This window comes from Paraburkholderia sp. GAS41 (genome assembly GCF_050436545.1).
Taxonomy (GTDB): Bacteria; Pseudomonadota; Gammaproteobacteria; order Burkholderiales; family Burkholderiaceae; genus Paraburkholderia.
Genome location: NZ_JBNDMK010000009.1, coordinates 25,305 through 42,760, shown reverse-complemented (window position 1 = coordinate 42,760; position 17,456 = coordinate 25,305). Strand labels below are relative to the sequence as shown.

Annotated in this window: 18 protein-coding genes; 13 read left to right on the top strand and 5 right to left on the bottom strand. The window is 61.8% G+C overall.

The annotated features are described in order from the left end of the window. Window positions 1–12 precede the first annotated feature (12 nt). From glmM to phoR, 8 genes are all read left to right on the top strand, one after another. A complete protein-coding gene (gene glmM / locus P3T43_RS14630) occupies window positions 13–1,371 on the top strand; it encodes a phosphoglucosamine mutase (RefSeq protein ID WP_429281758.1) in 1,359 nt (452 codons plus the stop codon). Between the two features lie 373 nt (window positions 1,372–1,744). Continuing rightward, window positions 1,745–2,776: a phosphate ABC transporter substrate-binding protein PstS gene (gene pstS, locus P3T43_RS14625; RefSeq protein ID WP_429281757.1), complete on the top strand. Its 1,032-nt coding sequence runs from the start codon at window positions 1,745–1,747 to the stop codon at window positions 2,774–2,776. A gap of 114 nt (window positions 2,777–2,890) precedes the next feature. Then, window positions 2,891–3,877 (top strand): phosphate ABC transporter permease PstC, encoded by a 987-nt coding sequence (gene pstC / locus P3T43_RS14620; RefSeq protein ID WP_429281756.1) that lies wholly within the window; start codon window positions 2,891–2,893, stop codon window positions 3,875–3,877. Then, a complete protein-coding gene (gene pstA / locus P3T43_RS14615; RefSeq protein WP_429281755.1) occupies window positions 3,874–4,770 on the top strand; it encodes a phosphate ABC transporter permease PstA in 897 nt (298 codons plus the stop codon). The genes pstC and pstA overlap by 4 nt, the downstream gene beginning before the upstream one ends. A gap of 16 nt (window positions 4,771–4,786) precedes the next feature. After that, window positions 4,787–5,635, top strand: coding sequence for a phosphate ABC transporter ATP-binding protein PstB (pstB, locus tag P3T43_RS14610; protein WP_429281754.1), 849 nt, complete (start codon window positions 4,787–4,789; stop codon window positions 5,633–5,635). Window positions 5,636–5,664: 29 nt separating this feature from the next. Next, the gene (phoU, locus tag P3T43_RS14605; RefSeq protein WP_429281753.1) at window positions 5,665–6,369 is read left to right on the top strand and encodes a phosphate signaling complex protein PhoU; all 705 of its coding nucleotides are present in this window, start codon (window positions 5,665–5,667) and stop codon (window positions 6,367–6,369) included. Between the two features lie 28 nt (window positions 6,370–6,397). Beyond that, a complete protein-coding gene (phoB, locus tag P3T43_RS14600; protein WP_331599213.1) occupies window positions 6,398–7,099 on the top strand; it encodes a phosphate regulon transcriptional regulator PhoB in 702 nt (233 codons plus the stop codon). Window positions 7,100–7,220: 121 nt separating this feature from the next. Continuing rightward, window positions 7,221–8,534 carry a phosphate regulon sensor histidine kinase PhoR gene (gene phoR, locus P3T43_RS14595; RefSeq protein WP_429281752.1) on the top strand — a complete coding sequence of 438 codons (1,314 nt, stop codon included), beginning with the start codon at window positions 7,221–7,223 and terminating at the stop codon, window positions 8,532–8,534. 89 nt (window positions 8,535–8,623) lie between these two features. On the opposite strand, the gene ppk1 is transcribed toward phoR, so the two are convergent. Continuing rightward, a complete protein-coding gene (ppk1, locus tag P3T43_RS14590; protein WP_429281751.1) occupies window positions 8,624–10,687 on the bottom strand; it encodes a polyphosphate kinase 1 in 2,064 nt (687 codons plus the stop codon). A gap of 212 nt (window positions 10,688–10,899) precedes the next feature. Between ppk1 and ppx the strand changes: the two genes are divergently transcribed. Beyond that, window positions 10,900–12,480 carry an exopolyphosphatase gene (gene ppx, locus P3T43_RS14585; RefSeq protein WP_429281750.1) on the top strand — a complete coding sequence of 527 codons (1,581 nt, stop codon included), beginning with the start codon at window positions 10,900–10,902 and terminating at the stop codon, window positions 12,478–12,480. A gap of 117 nt (window positions 12,481–12,597) precedes the next feature. On the opposite strand, the gene P3T43_RS14580 is transcribed toward ppx, so the two are convergent. Together P3T43_RS14580 and sixA are read right to left on the bottom strand one after the other, a co-directional pair. Next, window positions 12,598–13,413 carry a GNAT family N-acetyltransferase gene (locus P3T43_RS14580; RefSeq protein WP_429281749.1) on the bottom strand — a complete coding sequence of 272 codons (816 nt, stop codon included), beginning with the start codon at window positions 13,411–13,413 and terminating at the stop codon, window positions 12,598–12,600. A 134-nt stretch (window positions 13,414–13,547) separates the two neighbouring features. Continuing rightward, window positions 13,548–14,006 carry a phosphohistidine phosphatase SixA gene (sixA, locus tag P3T43_RS14575; RefSeq protein WP_429281748.1) on the bottom strand — a complete coding sequence of 153 codons (459 nt, stop codon included), beginning with the start codon at window positions 14,004–14,006 and terminating at the stop codon, window positions 13,548–13,550. A gap of 647 nt (window positions 14,007–14,653) precedes the next feature. Here sixA and P3T43_RS14570 point away from each other — a divergent pair. The 4 genes from P3T43_RS14570 to P3T43_RS14555 all read left to right on the top strand — a co-directional run bounded on the left by P3T43_RS14570 (window position 14,654) and on the right by P3T43_RS14555 (window position 16,650). Then, the gene (locus P3T43_RS14570; RefSeq protein ID WP_429281747.1) at window positions 14,654–14,929 is read left to right on the top strand and encodes a DUF4148 domain-containing protein; all 276 of its coding nucleotides are present in this window, start codon (window positions 14,654–14,656) and stop codon (window positions 14,927–14,929) included. Between the two features lie 202 nt (window positions 14,930–15,131). Beyond that, window positions 15,132–15,290 carry a hypothetical protein gene (locus tag P3T43_RS14565; protein WP_429281746.1) on the top strand — a complete coding sequence of 53 codons (159 nt, stop codon included), beginning with the start codon at window positions 15,132–15,134 and terminating at the stop codon, window positions 15,288–15,290. Between the two features lie 357 nt (window positions 15,291–15,647). Beyond that, window positions 15,648–15,968 carry a DUF4148 domain-containing protein gene (locus tag P3T43_RS14560; protein ID WP_429281745.1) on the top strand — a complete coding sequence of 107 codons (321 nt, stop codon included), beginning with the start codon at window positions 15,648–15,650 and terminating at the stop codon, window positions 15,966–15,968. Between the two features lie 190 nt (window positions 15,969–16,158). Continuing rightward, window positions 16,159–16,650, top strand: a complete 492-nt coding sequence (locus P3T43_RS14555) for a hypothetical protein (RefSeq protein WP_429281744.1) — start codon at window positions 16,159–16,161, stop codon at window positions 16,648–16,650. 150 nt (window positions 16,651–16,800) lie between these two features. Here the strand turns inward: P3T43_RS14555 and P3T43_RS14550 are convergent, their stop codons facing one another. Further along, window positions 16,801–16,971 (bottom strand): hypothetical protein, encoded by a 171-nt coding sequence (locus P3T43_RS14550; protein WP_429281743.1) that lies wholly within the window; start codon window positions 16,969–16,971, stop codon window positions 16,801–16,803. A gap of 241 nt (window positions 16,972–17,212) precedes the next feature. Next, a complete protein-coding gene (locus P3T43_RS14545; RefSeq protein ID WP_429281742.1) occupies window positions 17,213–17,350 on the bottom strand; it encodes a hypothetical protein in 138 nt (45 codons plus the stop codon). Between the last annotated feature and the right edge of the window lie 106 nt (window positions 17,351–17,456).

Genomic DNA, 17,456 nt, shown 5'->3' with positions numbered 1-17,456 from the left:
GAAAACACCACAATGGCACGTCGCTTTTTCGGTACCGATGGCATTCGAGGCAAGGTCGGCGAGGGGCCAATTACGCCCGATTTCGTTTTGCGGCTCGGTTATGCCGCGGGCAAGGTGTTGGCCGGCGGGGACCGCTGGGTCCATACCGGCCAGCGTCCCACCGTTTTGATCGGCAAGGACACGCGGGTCTCGGGCTACATGCTCGAAGCCGCGCTCGAATCCGGATTTTCCGCGGCGGGCGTCGACGTCATGCTGGCGGGGCCGATGCCCACGCCCGGCATTGCCTATCTCACGCGCGCGCTGCGGCTCGCGGCCGGCGTCGTGATCAGCGCGTCGCACAATGCCTATTACGACAACGGCATCAAGTTTTTCTCGGCGCAAGGCGACAAGCTGCCGGACGAGGTCGAACTGAAAATCGAGGAGCAACTGGACCAGCCGCTCGCTTGCGCGGCCTCAGAGCAGCTCGGCAAGGCGCGCCGTCTCGACGATGCGGCTGGCCGCTATATCGAGTTCTGCAAGAGCACGTTCCCGGCCGCCTTCGATCTGCGCGGCATGAAACTGGTGGTCGATTGCGCGCACGGCGCGGCATATGACATCGCGCCGCATGTGTTCCATGAACTCGGGGCGGACGTGATCCCGATCGGCGTGGCGCCGAACGGCTTCAACATCAACGACGGCGTGGGCGCCACGGCGCCGGACGCGCTGGTGCGCGCGGTGCGTGCCAATCACGCGGATCTGGGCATTGCGCTCGACGGCGATGCCGACCGCCTGCAGGTGGTCGACGCCGCAGGCCGTCTGTATAACGGCGACGAGCTGTTGTATGTGCTGGTCAAGGATCGCATCGAAACCGAAGGCAAGGTGGAAGGCGCGGTGGGCACCTTGATGACCAATATGGCGGTCGAAGTGGCGTTGCAACGCGCCGGCGTGCAGTTCGTACGCGCGGCGGTCGGCGACCGTTATGTGCTCGAACAGTTGCGTGAGCATGGCTGGCAGCTTGGCGCCGAGGGCTCGGGACACATCCTGTCGCTCGACCGCCATTCGACCGGCGACGGCATCGTCTCGTCGCTGCTGGTACTGGCCGCAATGAAACGCAGCGGCAAGACGCTGGCGCAGCTTCTGGAAGGCGTCACGCTGTTCCCGCAAAAGCTGATCAACGTGCGCATGCAGCCGGGTGCCGACTGGAAGGGCAGCGACGCCATCCGCCGCGCGATCAGTGCCGCCGAGACCGCGCTGGAAGGGCACGGCCGGGTGCTGATCCGCGCCTCCGGCACCGAGCCGGTGTTGCGTGTCATGGTGGAGGCGCAACGCGTGAATGACGCGGTTCATCATGCCGAGACGATCGCGGGCGTGGTGAAGCAGGAAACCGCCTGATCCGCATCTAGACAGCTTGTAGACGCGGGCCTCTACAGCGGCTATTTGCCGCGGTAGAGGCCCGCTTTTCTGCTGGCGGCCCTTCTTTCGCGTCTTGCCGCCAAGACCCAGCGTTCTTACGAAACTCCTTCATTTCTCTGGAATCCCTTCCAGAAGAGCCTCATCCGCGTGCAAACGATCGCGCGGCGTGTTTTTCGCCTACGCTCTACAGAGGTCGCGCTGACACCGTTCATGACGCTTGCGCCCGTCCTCCCAGCCTTTCACCGCTGTAACCCTACTGTCACGTTTCATTCACGGTTCGTCACGCGAGTGTCACAAAGAGACCCTATCCTTCGCGGTGTCGTGTAACCCGCTCACACCCTTGGAGATCTCAATGAAATTGATGCAAACCGCGTTCGCTGGCATGGCTGGCGCGCTCTTCGCGATCGCAGCGCAAGCCGCCGATATTACCGGCGCGGGCAGCACCTTTGCAGCACCCATCTACACGAAGTGGGCTGACGCATATCAGAAGTCGGGCGGCGGTAAGGTCAACTATCAAGGTATCGGTTCGTCGGGCGGCGTCAAGCAGATCATCGCCAAGACGGTCGATTTCGCAGGTTCGGACGCACCGCTGAAGGACGACGAACTGGCCAAGGACGGCCTGTTCCAGTTCCCGACGGTGGTCGGCGGCGTGGTGCCGGTGGTCAACCTGCCGGGCGTGACGCCGGGTCAACTGGTGCTGTCGGGCGAAGTGCTCGGCGACATCTACCTGGGCAAGATCAAGAAGTGGAACGATCCGGCGATCGTTGCACTGAATCCGAAGGCAAAGCTGCCGGATACGGATATCGCCGTGGTGCGCCGTGCTGACGGTTCGGGCACCAGCTTCATCTGGACGAACTACCTGTCGAAGGTCAACGCAGACTGGAAGTCGAAGGTCGGTGAAGGCGCAACGGTCAGCTGGCCGACGGGCACGGGCGGCAAGGGCAACGACGGCGTCGCAGCCTTCGTGCAACGTCTGCCGGGCGCAATCGGTTATGTCGAGTGGGCGTACGCCAAGCAGAACAAGATGGACTACGTGTCGATGAAGAACGCGTCGGGCGCCGTGGTCGAGCCGAAGACGGACAGCTTCAAGGCTGCTGCTGCAGGCGCGGACTGGTCGAAGTCGTTCTACCAGATCCTGACGAACGAGCCGGGCCAGAACGCATGGCCGATCGTCGGCGCGACGTTCGTGCTGCTGCACACGACGCAGGACAAGGCACCGCAAGGCGCGGAAACGCTGAAGTTCTTCGACTGGGCGTTCAAGAACGGCGGCGCGGCGGCCAACGATCTCGACTACATCTCGCTGCCGCAATCGGTTGTGTCGGAAATCAAGTCGCAATGGAAAGACAAGGTGAAGGACGCTTCGGGCAAGGCAGTCGCCGAGTAAGCGTCAGCGTGAAGTAGCAACAAGCCGCCCAGCCTCATGTGAGGCTGGGCGGCTGTAGTACTGGTTGCATGGCGTCGTGTCATGCTGCAAATGGTCACAGGTGCATAGGTTCCCATGTCCGACATCCCCCTCGTGTCGAGCACGTCCGGCAGCGCGGCGCAGCAGAAAGCGCCCGGTCGCGCCGGCGATGTTATTTTCGGCGGTCTGGCTCGCCTCGCCGCTATCGTCACGCTCCTGCTGCTCGGCGGCATTATCGTCTCGCTGATCGTCGCCTCGCTGCCGTCGATCAAGCAGTTCGGTCTGAGCTTTCTGTGGACCGCGGACTGGGATCCACCCAGCCAGAAATTCGGCGCGCTGGTGCCGATCTACGGCACGATCGCGACGTCGATCATTGCCCTCGTTATCGCGGTGCCGGTCAGCTTTGGCATCGCACTGTTCCTCACTGAACTGGCGCCCGCGTGGCTGCGCCGGCCGCTCGGCGTTGCAATCGAGCTGCTGGCTGCGATCCCTTCGATCGTCTACGGTATGTGGGGCCTGCTGGTGTTCGCACCGATCTTCGCCACCTGGTTCGAAAAGCCGCTGGGCGTGGTAGTCGGCGGCATTCCGTTTATCGGCGCGTTCTTCCAGGGTCCGCCCATCGGTATCGGCATTCTGTGCGCGGGTGTGATTCTCGCGATCATGATCATTCCGTACATCGCCTCGGTGATGCGCGACGTGTTCGAAGTGACGCCGGTCCTGCTGAAGGAATCGGCGTACGGCATTGGCTGTACGACCTGGGAAGTGATGTGGAAGATCGTCCTGCCGTTCACCAAGAGCGGCGTGATCGGCGGCGTCATGCTGGGTCTGGGCCGCGCGCTCGGCGAAACGATGGCGGTCACGTTCGTGATCGGCAACACCAATCTGCTGGATAACGTTTCGCTGTTTTCGCCGGGCAACAGTATTACGTCGGCGCTCGCCAACGAGTTCGCGGAAGCGGACCCGGGTCTGCACACCTCGGCGCTGATGGAACTCGGCCTGATCCTGTTCGTGATTACTTTCATCGTGCTGGCGATTTCGAAGATCATGTTGCTTCGCCTCGAAAAAGGGGAGGGCGCGAAATGAGCCAGTCCACCTTGAATATTCCCGGTTCGCATGACGCCGCCGCGCTGGAGGCGATGCGCACCAAACTGCAAGGCCGCCGGCGTGTGAAGAACGCGATTGCGCTCTCGCTCTCGCTCGCGGCGATGGCCTTCGGTCTCGTCTGGCTCGTGTGGATTCTCTATACGACCTTGCGCCTTGGCATCAGCGGCTTGTCGATCGAACTGTTCACGCAGTCGACGCCGCCGCCGAACACCGATGGCGGCGGTCTCGCCAATGCCATCGTCGGCAGTCTGATGCTGATTTCGCTGGCGACCTTCGTCGGTACGCCGATCGGTATCCTGGCCGGCGTATATCTGGCCGAATACGGCCAGAAGGGCTGGTTTGCCTCCATCACGCGTTTTATCAACGACATCCTGTTGTCGGCGCCGTCGATCGTGGTGGGCCTGTTCGTGTACGCGCTGTTCGTCTCGAAGCTGGGTCACTTCAGCGGCTGGGCCGGCGTGGTCGCGCTCGCGCTGCTGCAGATTCCGATCGTGATCCGCACCACCGAAAACATGCTGAAGCTCGTGCCGAACGCCTTGCGTGAAGCCGCTTTCGCACTCGGCACGCCGAAGTGGAAGATGGTGATGTCGATTACGCTGAAAGCGTCGGTGGCGGGCATCATCACGGGCGTGCTGCTCGGCGTGGCACGGATTGCCGGCGAAACGGCACCGCTGCTGTTCACGGCCATGTCGAACCAGTTCTTCTCGTTAAACATGAATCAGCCGGTCGCGAACCTGCCGGTCACGATCTATCAGTTTGCGATGAGCGCCTTCCCGCAGTGGCAATCGCTTGCGTGGGCCGGCGTCTTCCTGATCACGCTCGGGGTGCTGGGATTGAATATCCTCGCGCGTACGATCTTTTCGAAAAAGTAAGGGCGGAGCATATCCGATGAACATGGCAGAAACTCAATTCAATCCGCTTGTGCGTCCGACCGCGCCCGCCGGTTTCGACCCCGCCCAGGGCGACAGTGCCCAGGCATCGGCGCAGCCGAAGATCGAGGTCAACGACCTGAACTTCTTCTACGGCAAGTACCACGCCTTGAAGAACATCAACCTGCGCATTCCCGAAGGCAAGGTGACCGCGTTCATCGGTCCGTCGGGTTGCGGCAAGTCCACGCTGTTGCGCACCTTCAACAAGATGTACGCGCTCTATCCGGAGCAGCGCGCTGAAGGCGAGATCCTGATGGACGGCGAAAATCTGCTGACCTCCAGGCGCGATATCTCGCTGCTGCGCGCGCGGATCGGCATGGTGTTCCAGAAGCCGACGCCGTTCCCGATGTCGATCTACGACAACATCGCGTTTGGCGTAAAGATGTTCGAAACGCTGCCGCGCTCGGAAATGGACGACCGGGTCGAATGGGCGCTCACCAAAGCGGCGCTGTGGAACGAAGTGAAGGACAAGCTCGGTCAGAGCGGCTATGGCCTCTCGGGCGGTCAGCAGCAGCGTCTGTGCATTGCGCGCGGCATTGCGATCCGTCCGGAAGTGCTGCTGCTCGACGAACCGTGTTCGGCGCTCGACCCGATTTCGACGGGACGTATCGAAGAACTGATCGCCGAACTGAAGAGCGATTACACCGTGGTGATCGTCACCCACAACATGCAACAGGCCGCGCGGTGTTCGGACTACACTGCCTACATGTATCTCGGCGAGCTGATCGAATTTGGTGACACCGAAAAGATCTTTATCAAGCCGGTCCGCAAGGAAACCGAGGACTACATTACCGGCCGCTTCGGTTAAACCCGGCGAGCACCATAAGGGAGCACGACATGTCCGACAAACACCTCTCAAGCCAGTTCGACGCCGACCTCAACCTCGTGTCGTCGAAGGTCCTCGAAATGGGCGGCCTCGTTGAATCGCAGATCGTCAACGCGATGCACGCGCTCAACAACTTCGATCTGGATATGTGCGAGCAGGTCATCGCCGCCGAAGAGCGTCTGAACAAGATGGAAGTCGATATCGACGAAGAGTGCAGCAACATCATCGCGCGCCGTCAGCCGGCCGCGCGTGACCTGCGCCTCCTGATCGCGATCTCGAAGACCATCACGAATCTGGAACGCGCCGGCGACGAAGCCGAGAAGATTGCGAAGCGCACGCGGCGTCTGATGGAAGACGGCGCGTCGCGCACCATCAATATCGCCGAGATCAAGCTGTCCGGCGAGATGGCGGTGTCGATCCTGCGCCGCGCGCTCGACGCGTTTGCGCGGCTCGATACGGTAGCTGCCGCGCAGATCGTGCGCGACGACAAGGCGATCGACGAGGAATTCCGCGCCTTCGTGCGCAAGCTGATTTCGTACATGACTGAAGATCCGCGCTCGATTTCGGTGGGCCTCGACTTCCTCTTCATCGCCAAGGCGATCGAGCGGATCGGCGACCACGCGAAGAACATCGCTGAGTTCATCATCTATATCGTCAAGGGTACCGACGTGCGGCACAAGTCGCGCGACGCGCTCGAACGCGAAGCACTTAGTTAACCCACCGTATAAAGGTCAAGAGGTGCCGATGCCCAGCAGCATTCTCGTCATCGAAGATGAGCCCGCCATTTCCGAACTGATTTCGGTCAATCTTCAGCACGCGGGCCATTGCCCGATCCGCGCCTATAACGCGGAGCAGGCGCAGAACCTGATCAGCGATGTCCTGCCCGACCTCGTCCTGCTCGACTGGATGCTGCCGGGTAAGTCGGGCATTGCGTTCGCGCGCGATCTGCGCAACAACGAGCGCACCAGGCACATTCCTATCATCATGCTCACCGCGCGTGGCGATGAACAGGACAAGGTGCTCGGCCTCGAGATCGGTGCGGACGACTACGTCACCAAGCCGTTCTCGCCGAAGGAACTGATGGCGCGTATCAAGGCGGTGTTGCGCCGTCGCGCGCCGCAGCTCACCGAGGACGTGGTGGCAATCAACGGCCTGAAGCTCGATCCGGCGACCCATCGCGTCGCGGCGCATGCGGAAGGCAGCGAAATCAAGCTGGACCTCGGGCCGACCGAATTCCGTCTGCTGCACTTCTTCATGACCCATCCGGAGCGCGTGCATAGCCGCACGCAATTGCTCGATCAGGTATGGGGCGACCACGTGTTTGTCGAAGAGCGCACGGTGGACGTGCATATCAAGCGCCTGCGCGCGGCCCTTAAGCCGGCCGGGTGCGATGCTATGATCGAGACGGTGCGGGGTAGCGGTTACCGGCTCGCCAAGAGCGCGTAATTACGTAAGCGCGTTAGCAGGTGTGACAGGCTTAAGGATGAACCACGGCTCATGCCGTTCGCACTCCCGCGTCGCGAGCTTTCATCGCGGCGCGTTTTGTCTTCTCTTCGATCGCTAGGACATGAACATCATCTGGGCGCGTTCCATTGTGTCGGTCGTGCTGCTTGCTGTTCTGTGCGCGTTGCTTGGCGTGTTCGTCAGCGTCAAAACGGCACTGATCGTCGCGATCGTCGTGCTGGTCGCACAGAGCGTTTTTAGCACCTTCCATAAGCAGCGTCTGTGGCGCCTGCTCGATGCGCCGGTCTACGGCGAAGTGCCGAGCGCACCGGGTGTCTGGGGTGAAATCTACTACCGGCTGCACAAGCTGGCCAAGCGCTGGCATGCCCAGGTGCGCCAGGTCGAGCAGCAGCACTCGCGTTTCATTCAGGCCATCCAGGCTTCGCCGAACGGCGTGGCGATGCTCGACGATCACGATCAGATCGAGTGGTGCAACTCGATTTCCGAGGTGCATTTCGGCCTCGATGCGAAGCGCGATCTGCGTCAGCACATCACCCATCTCGTCCGCCAGCCCGACTTTGTCCGCTACCTGAACTCGCATCATTACGATCAGATGCTGATCATGCGCGGGATGGGCGAGAAGCGCCAGAACGTACTGTCCGTGCAGGTGTTTCCATACGGCGAGAATCGCAAGCTGGTGTTGTCGCAGGACATTACCGAACTCGAACGTACTGACGCCATGCGGCGCGACTTCGTGGCCAACGTGTCGCACGAACTGAAGACGCCGCTTACCGTGCTATCGGGCTTTCTGGAGACGATGCGCGAGTTGCCGCTAGGCGAAGCCGAACGCACCCGCTACCTCGAACTGATGGAGCAGCAGGCGGGGCGCATGCGGCATATCGTCAACGACCTGCTGGTGCTCGCCAAGCTCGAAGGCGACAACAAGTCGCCCAGCGACCAGATGATCGATATGCGCGCGGTGCTGCGGCATCTGCGCGACGATGCAGTCAATCTGTCGAGCGATCATCATCACATCACCTTCGACGCGGATGAAGGGCTGACCGTAACTGGCGTCGAAACCGAAATTCTGAGCGCGCTCGGCAACCTCTTGACCAATGCGATCCGCTACACGCCGGACGGCGGCAAGATTCATGTGACGTGGCAGGCGAACGGCGGCAGCGCGGTCTTTTCCGTGACCGATAGCGGACTCGGTATTCCGGCCGCGGACATTCCCAGGCTCACCGAACGGTTTTACCGCGTGGACCGCAGCCGCTCACGCGACACGGGTGGCACAGGGCTTGGTCTGGCGATCGTCAAACATGTGCTGCAACGGCATGACGCGCAGCTCGACGTGAAGAGCGAAGAAGGGCGCGGCAGCACGTTCACCGTGCGTTTTCCGGTGTTCCGCACGGCGCGCCGGCAACCGGCGCCGGTTTGACGATCTAGCAGCTGCGCCACGGCTCAATAAAAAAACCGCCTGTTTCAGGCGGTTTTTTTACAACGACGCGGGTCACGACAGGTGTGCGCTTAAGAGCAGAACTTGCCCAGCAGACTCATCTGCGCATTGCGCGAGGATTTGCCGGGCCGGCGGCGGCGATAGTGCCCGTCGCTTTGCATGAGCCACGCGGACTGGTTGTCGCCGAGGAAAGCCGAGAGACCTTCTGCGATCACACGGCGTTTCAGGCGGCGGTTATTGATCGGAAACGCCACTTCGACACGCCGGAAGAAATTGCGGTCCATCCAGTCGGCGCTCGACAGGTACACGTCTTCTTTGCCTTCGTTGTAGAAGTAGAAGATCCGATGGTGCTCGAGGAAGCGCCCGACGATCGAGCGGACCGTGATGTTCTCAGACAGCCCCGCCACACCCGGTTGCAATGAGCACACGCCGCGTACGATCAGATCGATCTTCACGCCTGCCATCGATGCTTCGTACAACTCGGCAATCACAGTCGGTTCGAGCAGCGCATTCATCTTGGCGACGATGCGCGCTTTCTTGCCTGCCCGCGCATGTTCCGCTTCGGCACGTATCGCCTCGACCAGCTTGGGATGCAGCGTGAACGGCGATTGCCATAGCTCATGCAGCTTCAGCTCGCCACCGATGCCGGTCAACTGCTGGAATACGTGATGCACGTCTTCGCAGATTTTCTGGTCGGCGGTCATCAGGCCGAAGTCGGTGTAAAGACGTGCGGTGCGCGGATGGTAGTTGCCGGTGCCAAGGTGGGCGTAGCGCTTGAGCGTCATCTTGCCGTTGTGCGACACGCGCCGCACGATCAGCATCATCTTCGCGTGGCACTTGTGGCCCACCACGCCGTAGACGACGTGCGCGCCCACCGCCTCGAGCTGCGCCGCCCAGTTGATGTTGGTTTCTTCGTCGAAGCGCGCCAGCAACTCCACTACGACGGTCACTTCCTTGCCGTTGCGGGCGGCCTGCATCAGCGCGTCCATCAGCGGCGAATCGGTGCCGGTGCGATAGATGGTCTGCTTGATCGCCATTACGTTCGGGTCTTTGGCGGCCTGCAAGAGCAGTTCGAGAACCGGCTGGAAGCTTTCGTACGGATGATGCAGCAGCACGTCGCCCTGATCGATCACATCGAACAGGCTCGCGCTATTGGCAACCTGCTGCGGAATGGCCGGAATATGCGGGACAAACTTCAGATCGGGCCGGTCCACCATCTCCGGCAACTGCATGAGCCGCACCAGATTGACGGGACCGTCGACAAAGTAGCAGTCCTTCTCGGACAGGCCGCTTTCGTCGAGCAGGCGCCGCACCAGATGCGGCGGCGTTTCGGCCGACACTTCGAGGCGCACGGCGTTGCCCAGGTGGCGCGCCGGCAATTCGCCCTGCAGCGCGACGCGCAGATTGGTGATTTCGTCTTCGTCGACGAACAGCTCGCTGTTGCGCGTGATGCGGAACTGGTTACAGCCGCGCACCACCAGATTCGGAAACAGCTCGCCCACGAAGCGCTGCAGCAGTGAACTCAGCAGGACGAAGCCGTGCGGATAGCCCGACAGTTCCTGCGGCATGCGCACGAGCCGCGGCAGCGCGCGCGGCGCCTGCACGATGCCCATCAGCGCCTGACGTCCGAAGGCGTCCTTACCTTCGAGTTCGACGACAAAGTTCAGGCTTTTGTTGAGCACGCGTGGGAACGGATGCGCGGGGTCGAGACCGATCGGCGTCAGGACTGGCAACAGTTCGTCGAAAAAATAATTTCGTGCCCACTCGGTTTGCGCTTCATTCCACGCTTCGGTGCCGTGAAAATAAATGCCTTCCTGTTCCAGCGCAGAGAGTACTGTGTCGTGCAGCATGCGGTACTGGCGATGCACGAGCTTCTGCGCACGCTCGACCACGAGGTCGTAGACGTGCTGCAGCGACATGCCGTCCGGCGACAGCGCGCCAGGATTGTCGCGCATCTGCTCCTGCAGCCCAGCCATTCGGACTTCGAAGAATTCGTCGAGATTGCTGCTGGTGATGCAGATGAAACGCAGGCGTTCGAGCAGGGGCACGGCAGGGTCGGCGGCTTGCGACAGGACGCGCTCGTTGAAACCCAGGATGCCCAGTTCGCGGTTCAGCAGAGGGTAGCGGGTGGACATCGGAAGTGAGATTGGAAGGTCAGGAAGGGACGGCGAAAGACGCTCGGAAATTCTCACAGTATGATGACGCTCTTATGACAATTGACTGATTATAAACATTGCCCCGGATTAGTGACATGTCGTAAATATGACGCAATGAATATGGGAGCATATGGGACCATAACGCAGGCATTCACCGCGAAGGTTACAACGTGAGGTCCGGTACGCTTAAAATGGTGGCTTTGAACGGCGTAGCCGGCAACAACCGGGCTGCGCTTGCGCGTATGGAGTCCGCACAATCGATGGTCAACACTCCACAACTTATCGCTGCCGTCGACCTGGGTTCGAACAGCTTTCGTCTGATCGTGGGCCGGGTCGAAGAAACCGATGCCGGCAGCCAGATCTACCAGGTCGATGCGCTACGCGAGCCGGTGCGGCTCGCCGCGGGCCTGTCGAGCGACAAGATGCTCGACCGTGCTTCGCAGGTGCGTGGCTGGGACGCGCTCAAACGCTTCGGCGAACGGCTGCGCGACTTTCACCCGGATCATGTGCGCGCGGTTGCCACCAACACGCTGCGCATTGCCAAGAACGCCGGCGAGTTCCTCGGCGAGGCGCAGGCTGCACTGGGCTTCCCCATTGAAGTGATTGCCGGGCGCGAAGAGGCCCGGCTGATTTACGCGGGCGCGGCACATTCGGTGCCCGCAAGTCCGGGCAAGCGGCTCGTGGTCGATATCGGCGGCGGATCCACTGAATTCATCATTGGTTCGCACTACACGCCGATCAAGATGGAAAGTCTGTATATCGGCTGCGTGAGCCATAGTCGTGCGTTCTTTCCTGCGGGCAACGTCGACGAGTACACGATGCGTCAGGCCGAGCTTGCGGCCGGCCGCGAAATCCAGATCATTTCCAGCGAGTACAAGAAGACCGGCTGGGAGCAGGCAATCGGCTCATCGGGCACGGCCCGTGCCCTCGCGGAACTGGTCGAAGCGAATGGCTTCAACGATCCAGGCGTCACCCACGGTATTTCGCGCGGCGGTCTCGAACGCCTGAAGCGGGCCCTGATCAAGGCGGAGAACGTCAATCGCCTGAAACTGGTGGCGCTGAAGGGCGATCGCATTCCGGTGCTGGCGGGCGGTTTGTCGATCATGCTGGCCGTATTCGACGAACTGGGCGTGGACTACGTCGACACCACCGACGGCGCGCTGCGTCTGGGCGTGCTTTACGACCTGCTGGGCCGTTCGCAGCACGAAGATATGCGCACGGTCACGGTGGAAGGCTTCATGCGCCGCTATGGCGTGGATCGCGCGCAGGCGGTTCGCATTGGCGAACTGGCAGTGAGCTTCTACGATCAGTTCGGCGAACCCGATACCGAGCGGCGTGCCGAGAACCGGATGTTCCTGAGCTGGGCTGCGTCGTTGCATGAGATCGGGCTGTCGATCTCGCATAGCGCGTATCACAAGCACTCGGCCTATATCGCCAGCAACGCCGACATGCCGGGCTTTTCGCGCACCGACCAGGCGCGGCTCGCCGCGCTCGTGCTGGGTCATGCGGGCAAACTCGGCAAGCTGTCGCAAACGCGTGAAGTGGAGTGGCCGCTGCTGTTCTGCCTGCGCCTCGCCGCGCTGCTGTGCCGGCGCCGTGCGGATGTCGGGCTGCCGGGGATTGCCGTGACGCGCGCCAATAACGGCTACGAAGTGCGCTTGCCGAAGGAGTGGGTGGCCAACAATCCGTTGACCGACTACAGCCTGATTCAGGAAGCGGCGGAATGGGAGAAGGTTGGCATTCCGTATCGGGTCGTTTATACGGACGACTGACGATCGGCACGAAGCACTGACCGATGCGCTCGCGTCGAGCGAAGCCATCGGCAAACAGCCCGGCGAGCGTCTGCTCGGCCGGGCTGTTCTATTTGCACTCACCCCGTCGTGTTTGATTTATGCCGGCACTGCATCGCCAAGGAAGTGGCGTGCATAGCGCGCGTTGATTTCGGTCAGGCGCAGCAAGGTCAGGAAGTCGGCTGTGTTGAAGTCCGGATCCCAGGCCGGCGCGCCGCAGATTTTTGCGCCGAGCCGCAGATAGCCTTTGACGAGCGGCGGCGGCGCGACATCCGCACCGGTTTGCAATTCGTCGACCGGCAGCGGCGTGTGCGGAAATGCACGGTACTCCTGCGCGGTCATGGCGCTGTCGCGCAGCGCGCAGTAAAGATTCGCTGCGTAGTGACCGCCATCGGCCATTGCCACGCTCGCGCAGCCCAGCATCGTTTCGTAGCCGTTGTGCAACATGTACGACGCGAGGCCGCCCCATAGCGACATGATGACGGCGCCGCTGCGGTAGTCCGGATGCACGCACGAGCGGCCCACTTCGACCATCTTCGGGCGCAGGTGCGTGAGACGCGAGACGTCGAACTCGCTTTCGGCATACAGTCGGCCGATGCGCGCCGCCTGATGCGGCGGCAGGGCGCGATAGGTGCCGACCACTTTCAGCGTGTCGAGATCGCGTACCAGCAGATGGTCGCAGTAATGATCGAAGGCGTCGACGTCGAGGCCTGCCGGGCCGGTCAGGCGGGCACCCATTTCGTCAGCGAAGACCCGGTAGCGCAGGTGCTGCGCCTCACGAAGCTCCTCGTCGGTGCGAGCCCAGGCCACCTGCAACCGGTGTTGCGCAGTGACGGTCTCCTCGGCGCGCGGCAGACGGCGGCGCGTCTCGAGGGTCGAAGCATGCGGCAGGGAAGACGTCGGCAGATCTTGCATGTGGCGTTCCTTGTCGAAAAAGGAGGATTGCGCTTTTTCGCCAATGTAGTAACGCCCGGTGACGCTCGCATGGCAGCGTCGTGACCATTCGATGACGGTCCGTAAGCTCGTCGCGCTGGTTGCGTTTCGTTGGGTTACAAGAGATCGGGGCTGATTGCCGCGCGCAACAGCACCTGCTCGTCGCCGTCGCGCTCGCGACTCGTCATCCACCATACCCCCGCCTTTTTGAGCGGCCAGCTTGCGTCGCTTTGGGCGAGCAGGTGGGCCGCGACGTGACCGAGCGTGGGCTGATGGCCGACCACCACGACTGTCGGCGCGATCCCTTGCGGCCAACCGACGGCGTTGAGGACGTCAGCCGCGCGGGCGCCCGGCGCGAGTTCGCGCAGCACGCGGTACTGATCGGTCAGGCTTTCGACGGTCTGAATGGTGCGCACGGCCGGACTCGCGAGGATTACGGCGTCGTCTTCGAGGCGCGCGCGCAGCCACTTCGCCACGGCTTGCGCCTGTTTACGCCCGCGTACGGTCAACTGGCGGCTCAGGTCGGTCGGGGCGGTGTCTTCGGCTTCGGCGTGACGCCAAAGGATCAGGTTCATGTTGTCTCCTGGCCGACGCAAAGGGCAGCGGCGTTGTGTTGCACGACTGTCGCATGGGGCACGCATGACAGCAAGGCGGCGTGGCGAAGAAGGCGGGCTACGCGGCTGGCGTGAGGTTGTCGCATGCAGGGGCGCACGCGGGATGCGGCACGGGACGGGCAGGCGAGGCGCGGCTTTGAAGGGGGCGCAGAAGGCGTCGACGACGCCTGCGCCGGCAGACGAGCATGAGACACGCGACGCCGCGTGTCACGGACCGCTGGGCGGCGTCGAAAACGCGCCCGGATCAGAGATCGGTCAGGAAAGAGTCAGATTCACCACACAGCACATGACGAGCAGCAGTAAGGCATAGGTAACAGCGATATCGAACGGATAGCGCATGGTCTGACTCACGGGAATTTCGCCAGCAATCATCTTAGTTATTCGCTTCTCGCAGCAACGTTGCCCAGCCAACAGTTCGCAAAAAGAGGTCGGATTTAGCCGGCAAACCCCGCCGCGTATGGCTATCCCGCAATTGTCACGATTTTGGCAACAGTGTTTTCGCGGTCTAGGTATTTACCCTATGTTGCTCTGTCTTTACACTCTCGTCATCGGTCGCAAACCAGGGTGGTTATGGCGCCGCAGAAAAGAAAGTCCCGGAGGTCGTAGTCATGAAGTCGTTTATCGAAGCCGCTGTTATCGTCGCGCTGATCACTGCTCCGCTCGCCGCGATCGCGCAGTCGAACCAACCGTTGACGCGCGCCGAAGTCCGCGCCGAGCTGGTTCAAGTCGAGAAGGCTGGCTACAACCCGAACGACTGGTATCACTACCCGCAAAACATTCAGGCTGCGGAAGCCCGTGTGGCCGCTGAAAAGGCCGCCCAGGCGACCAGCTTCGGCGTGGGCACAAACGGCTCGTCGCAAGCGGGTCAGCGTACCGAACAGTAAGCATGGATTCGGCGCCGGTGGCGATCTGCGCTCGCAAACCGGTGCGGATGACGTGCTCGAAAGCTCGTCCGGCTGGGCAAGCTTTACTGTTGTCGGCTGCTGGCCGGGTGGGCCCGCGCATGGCGGGCAGGTTGTTGCTGGTGTGAGTGGTAATTGAACGCCGCTGCGGCTTGGCGCAGCATCTGACTGACATGAGGCCGCCATGGACGCGACTGTATTGGGCACCGCTGTGGGATGTTCGGTTTTGCTGATCGCAGTGATTTTCGCGGTCGGCCACTATCGACGCGAGTCTGCGCGCAAGCGTGTGATTGGCGAGATGCAGCGTCGTCGGCTGTATGAGTTCAGTCAGCCGAGGCATTGACGGGCCCGATCACGATGAGAGGGGCGATACTCGCCCCTGATTGGCGTTAACCAACGCCGCCACGCCCCCCCGTGCGGGCTGTAAAGGCCGCCTTGACGGGGCGTTACCCCACTGGCTGACTACGCGCCGCCGCGGCATGGCAGGGCCGCCCCCACGCCTGCGCCCAGCGATCAAAGCGCATTGCTATCCCATGTGTATCTCAGCGATTCCCGCCGAATCCGATTGTGAGACGAACGAGAACAGTGATTTCATAACTTAGGTATTTACCCTGGGGTTCTCGCTCTCTAGACTGTTCTTAGCGGCTGCACACAAACCTGCTTGCAGCACTGTTAAAAACAATCTCTGGAGGTCGTCATCATGAATTCGCTCATCAAGGCTGTGGTCCTCGCTGTGGTTATCGCTGCTCCGGTTGCTTCATTCGCCCAATCGAATCAGCCGTTGACGCGCGCCGAAGTGCGCAACCAACTGATCCAGCTTGAAAAGGCCGGCTACAACCCCGGCGCTAACGACGATGCCACGTATCCGGTGGACATCCAGGCAGCGGAAGCACGCGTTGCTGCACAAAACGCTGCGACGAGCGGTGTGGGTGGTGCGGTCAGCGGCTCGTCGGATTCCGGTGCTCGCGTTCCTGCGATTTCGGTGTCGAGTGGCTCGCGTTCGATCTACTCCGGTCACTAAAGCAGACGGTGCAGCGATGTCGTGGCGGCCCTGAGCCGCGGCATGCATGCTCTCTGTTGAATCGATTGGCCCGCTATTGCGCACGTGCGCTATAGCGGGCCAATTGCATATAGGGCATCGACCGACGTGACCGCGCATAGATCGGGTAGCCGTTACAATCGTCCGATCAGATTTTCACGGGAGTGGCCGGATGGCCCGCACATCGACCATTGCCTGCCGGTCCCTGAAACATGTCTCGCCCATCACGCCGCATGCGGCGAATCCGGGCATATCACGGCAGTGGTGCCGGTTGCTCCCGCTCGTGGCAGCGCTGCATGGCGGCGCTGCACTGGCCGCTGATATCGCACGGGACACGCCCGCCGCGTCGATGGCACTGGCGCAAGGGCTGTATGCGACGCCTGGGCCGTCGGCGTCGGTATCGAGCGTGGCCACGCCGACGATCACCGCTTCACCGCTTCCATCGGCACCTGCGCCTGCGCCGGTCGCAGCGACTGTCGCTGCCGCTGCCGCTTCCGCTGCTGCGCCTATCGTAACGGCAGCGCCCGCCAAGGCGCCGGAGACAGACTGGACCGGTTACGTGGCGATCATTGCGGGCATCGTGGGCGCGCTTGCGGGAATTGCCGGCGCCATCATGGGCGGACTTGCCCTTCGCAGCGTCAGCCGTCAGAAGCGGCGCGACTGATCCAACCCTGGCGTGCGCTGCATCTAAACGGCATTGTGGCGATCTTCGCGCGCGACACGACGAGTTGCGTTATCTCTCCGCTCGGCAGCACACCGTCCATGCGCAAAAGCCCGCTCGCGGCGGGCTGCAGTCAATTCATGGGGAACGGGTTTATCGCGGGGACGCTCGCTCCGCGAGGTCGCGCTGCTCGACCACCGCTCGGCGAACGGCTTCCAACAGGTCAGGTCGTGCTTCGGAGGCGGGCGTTTCGATGAACTTGCGCGAGGGAATCTTGACGTGAGGCTTCAGCGTCAAACCATAAACTTTTTGCGGCGCAGTCATGCTTGACCTCCACTGTTTGCTTGCGCATACCGCAGGGTAACGCTTGCCCAAAAAGTGTAGGTCTTTTTACGCCGCTTGTCTCGATTGTCGTAATAGGAATTGGCGAGTTGGGCGATTTCGCAGCAACCCGCAACCCGCAACCCGCAACCCGCAACCCGCAACCCGCAACCCGCAACCCGCAACCCGCAACCCGCTACGACGACCCGTATGGATCGCCGTGTATGGCTCAAGTCGCCATCGCTCAGTGGCAGACCTTGACGTGATGGTGATGGTGCCATTCCCAATGGCAATGATGATGATGGTATTCGTCGGCGAATGCCGATGTTGCCGCACATAGCGTTGAAGCAGCAACCACCACAGCGATACAGATCTTCTTCATAGTTTGCTCCGCAAAAAATACCCGTTAAAGATGCCGACGAAACGGCAGCAGTTTTTGTACCCAACGGAACGCCCGCTCCTCCAGCGGCAAACCGCGAGCGCTCGAT